This window comes from Victivallaceae bacterium (assembly GCA_036659455.1).
Taxonomy (GTDB): Bacteria; Chlamydiota; Chlamydiia; order Chlamydiales; family Chlamydiaceae; genus JAVXCN01.
The window spans coordinates 108524-122956 of the sequence record JAVXCN010000001.1 but is presented as its reverse complement, the minus strand read 5'-3'; the positions used below and the strand labels follow the sequence as shown (position 1 = coordinate 122956).

General features: G+C 38.9%; 13 protein-coding genes. 6 read left to right on the top strand and 7 right to left on the bottom strand.

Annotated features, from left to right (window positions below; all coding sequences use genetic code 11):
• The first annotated feature begins 4 nt into the window (after nt 1–4).
• A complete protein-coding gene (locus RSA43_00535; protein ID MEG2495779.1) occupies nt 5–661 on the top strand; it encodes an LOG family protein in 657 nt (218 codons plus the stop codon).
• On the opposite strand, the gene accC is transcribed toward RSA43_00535, so the two are convergent.
• Genes accC through rpe form a run of 4 tightly spaced genes read right to left on the bottom strand, consistent with a single transcriptional unit; the run spans nt 635 to nt 3767 of the window.
• Nucleotides 635–1987, bottom strand: a complete 1353-nt coding sequence (gene accC / locus RSA43_00530; protein MEG2495778.1) for an acetyl-CoA carboxylase biotin carboxylase subunit — start codon at nt 1985–1987, stop codon at nt 635–637. The genes RSA43_00535 and accC overlap by 27 nt on opposite strands.
• 1 nt (nt 1988) lies before the next feature.
• Nucleotides 1989–2492 (bottom strand): acetyl-CoA carboxylase biotin carboxyl carrier protein, encoded by a 504-nt coding sequence (accB, locus tag RSA43_00525; protein ID MEG2495777.1) that lies wholly within the window; start codon nt 2490–2492, stop codon nt 1989–1991.
• A 13-nt stretch (nt 2493–2505) separates the two neighbouring features.
• On the bottom strand, nt 2506–3063 hold the full coding sequence (locus RSA43_00520) for an elongation factor P (GenBank protein ID MEG2495776.1): 558 nt from the start codon (nt 3061–3063) through the stop codon (nt 2506–2508).
• A 2-nt stretch (nt 3064–3065) separates the two neighbouring features.
• Nucleotides 3066–3767, bottom strand: coding sequence for a ribulose-phosphate 3-epimerase (rpe, locus tag RSA43_00515; GenBank protein ID MEG2495775.1), 702 nt, complete (start codon nt 3765–3767; stop codon nt 3066–3068).
• A 199-nt stretch (nt 3768–3966) separates the two neighbouring features.
• On the opposite strand from rpe, the gene RSA43_00510 reads away from it, so the two are divergent.
• The 5 genes from RSA43_00510 (at nt 3967) to RSA43_00490 (ending at nt 12440) form a co-directional block, all read left to right on the top strand.
• A complete protein-coding gene (locus RSA43_00510; GenBank protein ID MEG2495774.1) occupies nt 3967–5154 on the top strand; it encodes a hypothetical protein in 1188 nt (395 codons plus the stop codon).
• Between the two features lie 27 nt (nt 5155–5181).
• The gene (locus RSA43_00505) at nt 5182–6000 is read left to right on the top strand and encodes a class I SAM-dependent methyltransferase (protein ID MEG2495773.1); all 819 of its coding nucleotides are present in this window, start codon (nt 5182–5184) and stop codon (nt 5998–6000) included.
• Nucleotides 6001–6175: 175 nt separating this feature from the next.
• Nucleotides 6176–7387, top strand: a complete 1212-nt coding sequence (locus RSA43_00500) for a YihY/virulence factor BrkB family protein (GenBank protein MEG2495772.1) — start codon at nt 6176–6178, stop codon at nt 7385–7387.
• Nucleotides 7384–10731 (top strand): hypothetical protein, encoded by a 3348-nt coding sequence (locus tag RSA43_00495; protein ID MEG2495771.1) that lies wholly within the window; start codon nt 7384–7386, stop codon nt 10729–10731. Before RSA43_00500 ends, RSA43_00495 begins: the two co-directional genes overlap by 4 nt.
• Nucleotides 10732–10805: 74 nt before the next feature.
• Nucleotides 10806–12440 carry a hypothetical protein gene (locus RSA43_00490; GenBank protein MEG2495770.1) on the top strand — a complete coding sequence of 545 codons (1635 nt, stop codon included), beginning with the start codon at nt 10806–10808 and terminating at the stop codon, nt 12438–12440.
• Between the two features lie 40 nt (nt 12441–12480).
• Here the strand turns inward: RSA43_00490 and RSA43_00485 are convergent, their stop codons facing one another.
• From RSA43_00485 to argR, 3 genes are all read right to left on the bottom strand, one after another.
• Nucleotides 12481–13206 (bottom strand): ATP-binding cassette domain-containing protein, encoded by a 726-nt coding sequence (locus RSA43_00485; protein MEG2495769.1) that lies wholly within the window; start codon nt 13204–13206, stop codon nt 12481–12483.
• On the bottom strand, nt 13197–13844 hold the full coding sequence (locus tag RSA43_00480) for an amino acid ABC transporter permease (GenBank protein ID MEG2495768.1): 648 nt from the start codon (nt 13842–13844) through the stop codon (nt 13197–13199). Before RSA43_00480 ends, RSA43_00485 begins: the two co-directional genes overlap by 10 nt.
• A 109-nt stretch (nt 13845–13953) precedes the next feature.
• Nucleotides 13954–14412 (bottom strand): arginine repressor, encoded by a 459-nt coding sequence (gene argR / locus RSA43_00475; protein ID MEG2495767.1) that lies wholly within the window; start codon nt 14410–14412, stop codon nt 13954–13956.
• Nucleotides 14413–14433: the final 21 nt, after the last annotated feature.

The following is a 14433-nucleotide window of genomic DNA, read 5'->3' as shown; positions in this document are numbered from 1 at the left end:
CCCAATGATAAATCGTTACCGTCCTTTGATTGACGTAAAGTTTTTCTCGGAATACGACGAAGGCACGAAGCTCATGAAAGACTCTTTTCCTTCAATCGGCGTCTTAGGTGGGTCAGGAGTACTTTCTTGTTCTCGAGAATATGCTGACGCGTTCCGTTTATGCAAAGAATTAGCGCAAAACGGTTATAATATCGTTACCGGCGGAGGAGAAGGGATCATGGAAGCTGCCAATAAAGGAGCTTTAGAAGGAAATTCCAAATCTTACGGTTTAAATCTTTCGGGAGTAGCTCAAGACAACCCTTACGTTTCTCCCGGATTGAGCAAGAGTTTTTATAATCTTTCCATAAGAAAAACGGTTATGATCGAAAACTGTTGTCTCTTTTTGTTTTTTCCGGGAGGGTTCGGAACTTTCGATGAGCTATTTGAAATTTGTGCTCTTATACAAGCGGAACACATGACGTCTCTTCCTTTATTTCTGATAGAAAAAGATTTTTGGAAGGAGTTTCTTCGTTGGTTTTGTCTTAATATCGTCAATAAAGGTTATGCAAAGGATGCACTTGCGGAAAATTTCATTCTTATCGAACCACAAGACGTTCTTTCAAAAATTCAAGCCCTCATCTCCCCATCGGAAAATCTAAAAAGAGACATCCTTAGACATTAAATCGTCAACGAAACCTATATCGTAATTGAGTTCTAAAAAATCCTTATTATCTAACATGAATTTATGGAAAGGTATGGTCGAATGAATACCGCCGATGTGAAATTCTTTAAGAGCTCTTTTCATGATATCAATAGCTTCCTGCCTACCTTTGCCTTTTGAAATCACTTTAGCTATCATGGAATCGTAATAAGGAGGAATGACATAACCGGCGTAACAAGCACCGTCTACCCGAACATGGGGCCCCGCGGGAGGTAAATAATACTCCAATCTACCCGGACAGGGCATAAAGCCGTTTCCGGGATCTTCCGCATTAATCCTACATTGAATGACATGTCCGCTAAGTTTAATGTTCTTTTGTTTCCAAGGGAGTTTATGACCCATTGCAATCTGAAGTTGAGCTTTTACGAGATCTATACCGGTCACTTCTTCGGTAATCGTATGTTCGACTTGAATACGCGTATTCATTTCCATAAAATAAAAATGCTTGTTCTTGTCCAATAAAAACTCTACCGTTCCTGTGGAAAAGTAACCTGCATTTTTCGCTAACTCAATAGACAACTTACCGATCTTTTCTCTTAATTCGGCAGTCAGAACAGGACTCGGAGTCTCCTCAATTAATTTTTGACGTCTTCTTTGAACGGTACAATCCCGTTCACCTAAATGAATATAATTGCCTTGTTTATCACCTAAAACCTGAATCTCTAAATGTCGAGGATTTTCTATATACTTTTCGATATATAAACCGGGATTACCGAATCCGGCCTCAGCTTCGGCTCTTGCGGCACAAAAATTCCTTCGAAATTCGTCTTTATCGTAAACGACTCTTATTCCTCTTCCTCCGCCTCCGGCCACCGCCTTGATAATAACGGGAAATCCAATCTTGGCAGATATCGCATAACCTTCTTCCTCATCCTTTACTAAGCCGTTCGAGCCGGGAATTACGGGACATTTTACTTTTTTAGCCAACAGTTTTGCAGATACTTTATCCCCCATTAAAGCAATCGATGTCGAAGACGGACCGATAAAATTCAAGCCGCAACTTTCGCAAATGGAAGCAAAATTAGCATTCTCACTCAAAAAACCGTATCCGGGATGAACGGCATCGGCTCCGGTAATTTCGCAAGCCGCCAGTATATTAGAGATCTTTAAATAAGATTTAGTCGCTTGGGGCTCACCGATACAAACAGCCTCATCTGCCAAAAGCACATGAAGGGCTTCCGCATCGGCTTGTGAATAAACGGCTACGGTGGACAATCCCAGATCGTGGCAAGCCCTTATAATCCTGACGCCTATTTCACCCCTGTTCGCTATCAAAACCTTTTTCATACTATTCCGACACCTTTATGCGAAATAATTTAGAGCCGAATTGAACCGGATCCCCGTTAGTTAATAAAACTTCAACGACTACTCCCCTTACTCCGGCTTTGACTTCATTCATAACCTTCATCGCCTCTACAATACAAACCGGAGTATCTTCATTCACGGAGTCTCCGGATTTCACGTAGGGCGGATTATCGGGAGACGATGTAGCATAGAACGTTCCTACCATTGGCGAAGTGACAAACGTCTCTCCCGTTTCATGCTTGCTTTCTTCAACGGACGCGTTTCCCCTAGGCGGTTTCTCAGTGTTTACCGAATACACCGGCGGGTGTTGTTCCTTAGTAAATCCGGAAAAAACTCCCCCATCATAATGAGTCAGATAAGTAGGAGTCTCTTTTTCCGCCGATTCCCTCTCTAATTCAAGTTCTAAACCTTCTCGTTTGATAACGAAACGTTTGATTCCGTTTCGTCCCATAGAAATCATAAGCTTCTCAATTTGCTTCAGATCCATTCCTTTATTCCTGTTAAACTCTTTGAATATACTCGGAAGTACGAGTATCGACTTTTATAACGTCTCCGATTTCTATGAAAGGAGGAACGAATACTTCAACTCCCGTTTCCAGTAACGCCCTTTTGTTTCCTCCGGTCATAGGCACATCTTCTCCCGGAAAATCCGTTTTAGATACCATTAATTCTAAAAAGTGAGGAAGTTCGATGGAAAAAACGTTTTCCACGTACATAACGGCGGTTAATGAAATCCCTGCTTTAAGAAATAAAAATTTATCCTTCATGACAGGTCCGGAAATAAACACTTTTTCGTAATTACCTATATCCAAGAACAGATACCCATCCCCCTCCCGATAAAGAAACTCTAACGTTCTATTTTCGAAATTCACGTCCTGAACTTCTTGTCCGAGTTTAAAATTCTTCTCGGTCACGATATCCGTATCATGTTCTTTGATTTCAACCTTAATAAAGACGTCTCCTTTAGGACCCGAGACCTTCGAAACGGACAACACTTTGTAAAGTTTATCTTTTATTAAAATCATCATACCGACGGTAATCTGATTGCTTTGCACCATTTTCACCTCGAACTATTGCGCAATTCCTTGATCTTATATTCCATGTCTCCCCCCTGTTCGGAGAAAAGATAATCCGCAGCAACCAAAACGTTTGCTCCCGCATCAATGCATAACCGAGCAGTCTCGCGATTGATTCCTCCGTCTACTTCTATCAAAAACGAATCGGCTTCCTGTGGTTTATCAAAACAAATTTTACACATATCACGGACGAAGCGAATTCTGTTCGGCGTATCTTCCAAAAATTTTTGAGCGCAGAATCCGGGAACGACGGACATAATCAATATCAAATCGCAAGAATGAATGAATTTAGGAATGAACTCAACGGAAGTTCCGGGAGAAAAAGCCAACCCGCATCGTACGCCGCATTTATGAATGTAATCCAAAGTTTTCTCAACATCTTCCGTCGCTTCAAAATGAATGATAATCCTATCGGCTCCTGCCTCTACAAAGCTTTCAATAAATTGAAACGGGTTATAAATCATGGCATGTATTTCGAGAAATAAGTCCGTTGACCGATTAACGGAAGCTACTGCCTTAGCCCCCATAGTAAGATTGGGAACGAAATGGCCATCCATAATGTCTACATGGATGAAGTCCGCACCGGCTTTTTCGATACGAGACGCTTCTTCGGATAAATGCCCGAAATCGGCCCCAAAGATAGACGGACCTATAAATATTTTTTTATTACTATCCGTGCTGACCAAAAGAAATTCCACCTTTATTAGATACAATGCCGGAAACCGCGACACGAAACCAAAGCAAAATTTTACACTAAGTAAGATTATATGGTTAATGTCTTTTAGTTTTTTATAAAAACAAGTGTTTTCGTCTTACCTAACATCTTGTCTTAAAAGCGAAAAAAATTTAAAATTACCCCTTTCAGTCATGGGATGTGAAATTATTATGAGCAGCGTTGTTAATCCGATCTCTGCTCTCGTAAATATCGGAAACCAAAGCTCTAGTAACGAAGAAGCGGTTACGCCTGAAAAAGAACCGAGATCATGTTGCGGTTACTTTAAGCTTTCCGTTAAACTCATCCCGGTTATCACTGTTTTGATTCTTTCCATTGTTGCTCTAGTGACGGCTATCGTTTTGGGTAATACTCCGGTTGCCGTTATCTCCGGTTTGATATTCATTTTCGCTGCCATTATTGCTTATCAATTAGCTACCTCAGAAACCGGAGCAATGATTCGTCGATTAAAAGAGTCTCAATTGATGGCAAACAATTTGAACCGGGCTCTTCGAGATAATTTGCAGGATATCGAATCCCATACCGGTGATCTCAAACTAGCCGTCAGGACCATGCAAACCGAGAACGACAAGTTATCGGCCGAAGTTAGTTCCTTAGAGAAAAGCAATAATCAGCTGACTCAAAACCTTCAAACAGTCAAAGCCATGCTTGAGGAATCTAGGACACTCATCTTATCTCTCGAAGAAAATCGCGAGGCCTTAAAAACCGAAATCCTGCACTTGAAGACTGAAAATGAACAATTGACCGGTTCCTTAGCCACTTTACATACCGTTACCCTAAAGCTGACCGAAGCCGGAGCCATTATCGGACGAGATGCCCTAACGGTACAAGCATCTTTGGATCAACTAACGACATGTCTGAAGGAAATCCAAGCAATTGAGATAACGTCTCAGGATTTACGGGAAACGTCAGGTGAATTAAAAATCGACGTAAGTGAATTCAAGACTCAGGCAGCAGTTCTCATTAATCATCTGATGAGTATTTTCAGTGACGACTTCAAAAGATCGATGGCCCAAAATGCCGAGCAATGTCGTCTAAACATCAGAGATTTAACCGAAGCACGGAGTGCTCTTGAACAAGCTCGACGGGAATTAAGCGATTCCGTTAGTGAGGAAAGGGAGAGATTGAGCCATATTAAAGAAGATATAGCCCAAGCTCAATCAACCAGAGTAACCTTACAAACTCAAATTCAATGTTTGGAAGAAATCGTCCATCGATCTCAACTTCAATGCACTCAACTTCAACGTGAGATTGATCGATTGTCTCGGGAGGTTGATCGAATGACCGAATCGTCAAGCCGGGCTCAAGAAAATTCGGAAATAGACGATAACAACAGTTGAAATCACTAACGGATACAATTACAATCCATGAAACGTAAAACGACTTCATCTTCTTGGGAAGAGGTTTCGAAAGAGTACGGTAAATCCGTAGCCGATAAAGGTCATTATTATCACCGCAACGTTATATTACCGAGGTTGCTCAAACTTCTTGATTTTAAAAATCCTCAAGAACAAGTGGATAAACGAAATATATCCGACTTTCTTCTCGATCTCGGATGCGGTCAAGGCGTTCTTTCCAGAGCTATTCCTCAAAAAATCGGTTATCTGGGATTGGATGTCTCGCCTTCTTTAATTAGAGAAGCCGAGCTCAAGAACCGAAATAAAAATCATAGCTTTTCGATTAAGGATCTTTCCGTTGCAACAACAACCGAACATTCGAAAAATCCGATGGCTTTTTCTCATGCCGTTGCTCTTTTATCCTTACAAAATATGGAATACCCTGATCGAGCAATCAATTACGGAGTCTCTTTACTAAAAGAAGGGGGTGTTTTCATAGCGGTTTTAAATCACCCTTGCTTTAGAATTCCCAGATTGTCTTCATGGAGCGTGGACGAAAAACAACAATCCGTTTATCGTCGAGTCGATCGGTATCTCACGAAAACCTCCATTCCGATCGTCATGAATCCGGGTAAAAAGAACTCTGTTTCGACGATTTCTTTTCATTTCCCTCTTTCTTATTGGACTCAAGTCTTTTCCGAAGCCGGTCTGTTAATTAAATGTATGGAAGAGTGGATTTCCGATAAAACATCGATCGGTTCCAAAAGCAAAGCCGAAAATAAAGCGCGTAAAGAAATTCCTTTGTTCCTCGCTATCAAAGCCTATAAGATATCTTGTTTGAGAAAATAAAATTTTTATTTTATCTAATATTTATTTTTTTCATTAAAATAAAATAAAATCATTTTTTATTTCTATGATATCTAAATTGCGTCGTTTTTTTAAGTATGATATTTGGAATTATTCATGTTCACCTAAACAACCTTTTAAAAACTTTCTACTTAGAAGTTTGAAAACGGTTTTGATTATGTTAAAGATCTCAATTAAAAAAGACGTTGACAAAGGAGCTTCTTTATTAACCTATTACGGATTATTAACGATAGCTCCCGTTTTCGTTTTTTTCTTTAGACTTTCTCAAGGCTTTTTATCCAGTTTCGATTTTAAAGGTTGGTTATTCGAAAAATTTCCTACTTATCGTGATCAAATTCAAAAGTTATCGGAAACTGCTGCCTCCAATCCGGGAAAAAGCACTGCGATTATCGTACTGGCAGGAAGTTTTTTGGTTTTTTGTTGGGCAGGAATCAGTATCTTGAGAACCATAGAAGACACAATGAATCAGATTTGGGAATCTCATTCATTAATCAAGAGTTTTAAAAGAATCGGAGCTTATCTTGCCGTCGTTTTGATCAGTCCGGCCATTTTCCTTCTATCGAGTGGTTCTTTCGTTTACTTAACTAAAGTTCTTCCTCTAACACAACCTAAATTTTTAAATCTGAATACTTCAATCATTATCTTTTATTTTATTTCCTATCTTCTCCCTTATCTGATCGTATGCGTGCTTTTATCCTGCATGTATATGTTCATGCCCCATGCAGAAGTAAAGGCATCTCCTGCCTTTATTTCCGGATTCATTATCGGATCCTTGTATTATGTTCTGCAAGCTTGGTATTTCAGTTTTCAAATCAAGATATTTGACTACAGTGTGACCTACGGAGCTTTATCATCCCTTCCGATTTTAATTGTGTGGATGTATGTATGCTGGTACATGTTCCTGATCGGAGGAGCTTTGACATTCTCCCTACAAAACCTGGATACTTATTCAGGACCGGCCGTACATCTCCACGAAGGCGTTTTCTTCACTACGGTCATCTGTTCATTTATTCTCAGCTATTGTTTCGACATTTTCCGTAACGGTAAGCCTGCACCTTCTCTTAACGATTTGGCAAAAAAATTGAAAATAGGTTTATCCGAAACTCAAAAATATACTTCTTTTCTTATAAACCAAGGATTTTTAAATGAGATTATTTCATTAAAAGGCAAAAGGTACCAACCTTCTTCTCCTCTTGAAAAAATATCGATTATGACCGTCTTCGAATTACTGATTAAGCAACGAAAAAACAACAATTTTCCGAATCAAGAAAAAATAGAAATTATCGAAACCTCTCTAACAAAAATTCTTGAAGAAGGAAAATCATCATCTTTTAACTTGTTGGTAACCGATATTGAAAGTAAGTCATGATTAAAAAAAAACACCTTAAAACGACAATCATCCTTATTTTTTGCTTCGTTGGTCTGGCCGTTTTTTCCGTTCCTTATTTCTCTGATGTGTTTATTTGTAAAAAAATATTTGAAAAATTGATTTTAGAAAAAACCGGATGGAAATGTTCATATAAACATTCTTCTCTTTCATGGTTCGGTAAACAAACGTTATCTTCTTTAAAAATGGAAGATCCGAAAACCGGAAATCAGTTTTTCTGCGAACATTTGGAATTCAATACGTTTTTTCTGCCTCTCAGCAGCAGCATTCGCTCGTTGAAAATGGTTAACTGGACATATACGAAAAATTACGAGATCGTTTCTGAAAATAATGATCCGAACGTGTCCCTTGATAGAAAATTTCCGACTTCGATGTCTTTTTTTTCGGAAAACGGTAATCTCGTTTTCATCAACGGGATCGATGTTTTATCCGTACGAAACATCAATATAAGCAAAATAAAGACCTTCTGTCTCATAGAAGCCGATACAATAGAAAATGCAACCCCCGGAAATTTATCGATCGAGATTCATCCTGAAAATATCTCGAACCCCTTATCTTTGAAGATGAAGTCCGTTCCTCTTTCTCTTTTTCTTCTACCGTTTACTCAAAATTACATTAACTGTCATGACTTCGTCACGATGGGAAGCGAAACAAGCAAAGACGGAAAAGATTGGACCTGCCTGATTAGATCCGAAAATCTATATTCCGTAATCAAAGGACAAATCAGTAACTCCCATCTGATTATAGAAAAAGATCATGTTTCCTTTTTATCTCTGAAAAGTAAAATCGTATCTCGAATAATCAATGAGTCCCCTCAAAGTTACTTGTCAATTACGTCTTCGAATGCAGATGTAAAAATCGATTCCGCTTCAATTCCCCTATCTCTGTCCAAAATCAGCCGATGGCGAGGAGAGGGTTATGCTTTAATTAAAGACGTAACCGTAATCTCAGGAAATCAGGAAATCGTTTTGGAACGAAATAAATGTTTTTTTAAAAAAAATCCCGATACGACATCCGGCGAATTCTCATCCGAAGTCTTGTTAAACAAAGAACGATCCTTCCTTAAAGGTTCTTTTTCGTATGATCGAGAGTCCAATACTTCAAATATCGGGATCCACCAAACTAATATCTCGGAAAAATTCATAGAGCAAATTTTGCTTTTGAACAATACTGCCATTACTATTCCCCCTTCCGGAGAAAACTATTCCATGTTCTTTCTGGGAACATTCAAAAATTCAGAGTTTTCGGGACATATAAAACTAAGCGATTCCATGCTCAATATAGATTTGGAAACGAACGGTTCCTTTTCCAAACAATACTTTAAACTTAAAGGTCACTATGACTTCTCGGAACGCATTGTAAAAAATTACGGTTTACCGTTTAACGGTTTCGAGATCACGGCAAACGGAATCTCCGTTATTCAAGACCGGCGACTACACATCACCCGTTTAACGGGCACGGCTCAAAACGACAACGGAGAGATAAATTTTCATGCCGTCGAATCTCCTTATTCCAACGATTACTCTCTGAGTATTCACGGCAAACTCTTCGATTTGCCTCTATTTCATTCAGAGGAAAATTCTTCAGGCTTAACAATCAAGGATGCGGGATTCGCTTTTAATGTCGACGAGTATAAAAAAACAGCATCCGGAAACATCAAATTGATCGTTAAGGACTCTTTGCTGGATCCATACGAAAGCAGAATAGACGTGCCGCATATCGTTTTTAACAAATTTAATCCGAAGCAGTTGAAATCATGGAAAGATCTCTCATTAAACGCATCGGGAAAAGCTTTTCATCTATCTCTTCATCGAATTTTAAATTTTCTTAAAATACCTCCCGGAATGTTTTCGGATCCCACTGCCGATATGATCTTCGACATAAATGTCCATCCAAAAGACGGCACCGAAACGATTCTATCGGGAGAAATCATTTCGAAAAATCTGGAAATCATCGGAAAAATCAATATGAACGACGATCTGCTTTCGCAAGACAACAGTTCCGTCATTTTAAAATGGAAAATTTCTCCCGATGCTTATAACGCGTTTTTTGAAGATAAGACTTATTTTCCGGCATTCATGCTTAATCGAACTGCTTTAGCCGAAATCGTAATCGATCGCATGTCCTGCTTATCCGATACGAAAGGCTTTGATTGCTTAAAATTGCTTCCTGAAGGAAGCATGAGGATTTCATTAAAGGTATCCCCTTTATTGTTTTATGATAAAGAGAGTAAGGAAAGTATTATGATCGATGAAATCGAAGGACTTTTGGAATCTAATTCAGTAGATTCTCCTTTGATATACTCCGTCAACGGAAAGTCTTTTTCTCCCAACACCGAAAAAACAGCAACCGGATTCCTATCATTTTCGGGAGAAATTAGGGAACCCTTTTCAAAAACTCCCTTTTATAAAAGCTCTTTTACCGCAGAAAACGTATACTGCCCCTTCATTATCGGGGTATTTCCTTTTTCCCCCACATTAAGAAATAAACTGACGACCTTATCGGGGAAAAATGCCGACGTCGTATTGGAAACCGACTTTAAAGGTAATAAAGGAAAGGTCGACGTTAACATATCTTCTTCCGATTCCGAACTAAACGTAAACTTACCTTTAATAATTACTCCTTCCGAAATCACTCTTAGAGAACGAATGACGGCTAATTTTCAAATCAGCAATGCCGTCATCGAAGAAATTCTGAAAGATCTGAATCCTTTGATTTCTTTAGGAGCTACGTCCGATCACCCGTTGACTCTTGTGATTTATCCTAAAGATTTTTCCGTTTCTCTTCCTTATTCCATTGAAAAATTACGAATAGGCAAAGGCATTCTCAATATCGGAAAAATCAAAATTACCGAAAGCAAAGATATTTTGTCCTTGCTAACTTTAATCGGAGAACAAAAGATCAATCACCCGATCGATGCTTGGTTTACTCCCATCCATTTCGATCTTTCAAAAGGAATTCTTACGTGCAAGCGATTCGACGCCTTACTTCATCAAAACATTCACTTGGCTCTTTGGGGACAGACTGATTTATCCAACGGTCATATAGCCATGACTTTAGGAATAGATCCTATTGTTTTGGAAAAATATTTCAAAGGTCTTCCTTATTCCAAAGACAAACTCTTTTTAATTAAAATCAAAGGACATATCTCCGAACCGGAAATCGATTGGAAATCCGCCAATTCTCGCCTCAGCGTTTTGACACAGACGAAACTGGGTCAGTACTTCATCGGAGATTTTCTGGACAAAATATTTTCTACTTTCGGAGAAAAAACCCCTCCTCCCACTACTACTCCTTTTCCTTGGAAAGAACACAATCAAAAATAATTAATAATTATATATCTTAATAATTATTTTTAAATATAAACACTTTATTAATTAATAATAATAAGGTTGTTGTTATGGAACATAAATTTTTTTTCGATAAAATCAAAATAAAAAAGAAAAATGCCCAAGAAGATTCGAATTACTCCATTAAAGAAGCAAAAAGACAGGAATTATTCAAAAACGCTCATAAGATGTTAGCTAAAGCACTATATCCCAAAAGCGCAAGCGAAACTATCGAAAACGAAAGCATATTATCCGACAATGGCGCGTCTAACGAAAATCCCATGCTCAAAGATACGGAACCCGCAATCGATTCCTTAAAAAATAATTATCTTCCCCTAACGGGAGGACAATTGTTAGGCGATTTGATTATGTCGAATCACAAAATATCGGAATTGAAAACGCCTACCGATTCCGATCTTACGGATGCCGTTAATGTAGGTTACGTTCTTTCCAAATATCAAGAAGTCCAAGCAGTTTTATCTCAAGCGAGTTTAAATATCATTCAAAAAACCAATGGATTGGATGATCTGGCCAACGCCTTAAAAATGACACAAGCCGACCTCAAATTAGTAAAAATCGCTCTTCAGGTTCAATCGGAAAATCTTGAAAGTTATAATGCGTCCTGTTCCGAAACCGTGGAAAGATGTCTGGAAAATCATCTCGATAAATTTTCCGAAGAAATCAATGATATCAAAAGAACTTTTCTACCTTTGAGTGGAGGGTTTATGGAAGGAGACTTATTTATGTCTTCACAAATGATAACGGGTCTCAGAGAACCTGCGGAAAACGATCTCAGTGGAGCCGTTAATGTCGGATTTCTTAAAAACTATTTGATTCCTTTTGTATCGACACTTAATTCTACAACGCAAAGAAGTGAAACAAATTCTATGAATCTTGCCTCCGTTCAAATGAATTTTCTACCCTTAAACGGAGGAAAAATGCAGGGAACATTGGATCTTAATAACAATAAGCTCACAGGAATTCCTTATCCCCAGCACTCTACCGATCCCGTAAGTTTAGGGTTCCTGAAACAAGTTCTCTCTACTTTTAAACCCTCAACCACGGAAGAAAGTTCGGACAAAACGGACAAGATTAACTATCAACCATCGTTGAACAGCAATCTTCTTTATATTCACTCTCCGAAACTAATTCCTCAAAATCCTCTTCCCCTCGATTTATCGATGACCGGCTTCGTAGGTTGGACCTGGGAAACAAGTGCGATTTTTGATCAAGGCTCTTTACCTTGGGATAACGTCACACTTAAGGAAACTTCTCCTTCATCCGGTTGTTTCGAAATCCCGAACTTCTCTAATAATTTTAGGATTATCGGTAAACTACCCGGTACGTATACGATGAATTTCTCCATGATCGCCCTCATACCGTCTTTGGTGCAGATCACATACCCCACCATACGACTGATTGTCAACACGGAGAAATATCCTTGGAACGCCATAAATAAAAAATTCCAAAAACCGACAGTAATTCCTCTTCATCTCGTCACCGTTTCTCAAATCACTTCCGGAGGAAATGTTTATAACGTCGTGGAACTAACGTTAGCCAATGCAAATACAACCAAATCCTTTATTTTGCCCGTTAATGCTTCGGAAATCTCTTTTTACGTTCAAAACTACAGCGCCGGAAAAACGGACTCATGCTCCTTACACGTCATTCAAACCGAATTTATGCTGGCATGGAACGGATTTTAAACGATATACAATCCAAATTAAGGTTGATCCAAGATCAACCTTAATTGAAATTTTCCGAAGAAGGCGATCGATCGCCTTTATTTAAATATTGATGAATCAGAGAATCAGGCGCAGGTTTTCCGCAATCGTCAACTGAAAAGTGATCGACGATTCTACCGTTATCCAAAAGATAAACCGTATCCAAACACATGTTGACCAAAAGCATGTCATGGACGGACATACCTACGGTAACTCCGTGAGAAACAATATGCTTGACCAAATCGGCAAACGCTTCCGTTGCATAAGGATCCAAAGCAGCCGTGGGTTCATCGAAAAGTACTATCTTGGAATCCATAGACAAAGTTCTGGCAATAGCGACTCGTTGTCTTTGTCCTCCGGAAAGACTATCAGGATAACAATCAACCAAATCCTCGATTTCCAAAAACTTAAGAAATTCCATTGCCTTCTCGACGGCTATATCGTAGTTTTCGTTTTTTACCTTAATCTGAGGATGAACGCAATTCTTCAAAACGGTCATATGCGAAAACAAATCATAGCTCTGAGAAACAAATCCCACTCTTTGTTTATCCCGAACGATAATATTCCCGGAATCAACAACATTGAGCCCTACGATGGATCGTAATAAAGTCGTTTTTCCGGATCCGCTTTTTCCTATAAACAAAGTGACACGTCCTTCTTCCAAGGCGAAGGAAACCTTTTTAAGAATCGGCTTACTACCTCCGAAGCTACCTTTAACGACAATATCTTCGCCCTGTACTACCCACATAATTTTTTTCCTTTGTTTTCAAAAGATCCGGCAACGGAAGATACGACCGTCGTCATAATCAAATAAAAACCGGCACATAATAAATATATTTCCATGGGATTCATCTCCCGGCTCACAATATCACGGCTGATTTTCGTTAATTCCGGAATCCCCAAAACCATCAGGATACTGCTCTCTTTGATCAAAGTAACGAACTCGTTAGTTAATGAAGGTAACGTACCTCTAAGGGCTTGCGGCAATAAAATATAAATAAAAATCCCGAATTTCCCATACCCTAGAACCTTAGCTGCCTCCCATTGACCTTGAGGCAAGATATTAATTCCTCCTCTAATAATCTCAGCTAGATAAGCAGCCGAGTTACAACCCAAAGCAATAACGCCTGCCGTTAAAGGCGAAAGATCGTACCTGATAATCGAGGGCAACCCGAAATAGATAATCAAAATTTGTATGAATAGAGGAGTTCCCCTAACCAAAGAAACATAGGAACTGCCGAGAAAAGAGATTAATCCTTTTTTTATGTACCGACAGGATATAACCCCAATCAATAACCCCAGAGCAAAACCTAAAACGAGAGAAACCATGCTAACGGCAAACGTATAACCGCATCCCTTAAGCATCATCCACAGATTGTGCCTCATAACCCTTCATTCCGAAAAATAAATTGCAAAAACGGTATTATGAATGAATCATAGGTATTTTTCAAACACAAACAGAATAAAAATTCAATTTTTATGAATTTTTATTACTTTAAAAAGTTAAAATTTCCTTAACTCGTTTTTCCAGGACAGATGTATCCGCTACCGATAACGGAGTTACGAAAACCGTATCGTCTCCGGCAACGGATCCTAAAATCCGATCCGTAAGACTTTCGTCAACAACTCTTGCAATCACGGATGCCGAGCCGGGAACCGTCTTTATGACGATCAAATACTCATTCGAATGAACGGTTACGACCAAATCTCTTAAAGGAGTTTTGTTATAAGGCAAACGACCTTCCTTCGGAAGAGAATATTTCGGAAATCCATAAGAATCGAAGGTTTTTATGGCTCCTATTTTTCTTAATAAGCGAGAAACTTTAGACTGATTGACCGGAAATCCGGCTGCGGATAAAGCATGACAAATATCATCCTGGGTTCCTGCCGTTTCGGACGATAAAAGTTTTTTTAAAAAATCAAAAATAACTTGGTCCGTGCTTTTTTTGATCATATCGTTAAGTCAACAACAAAT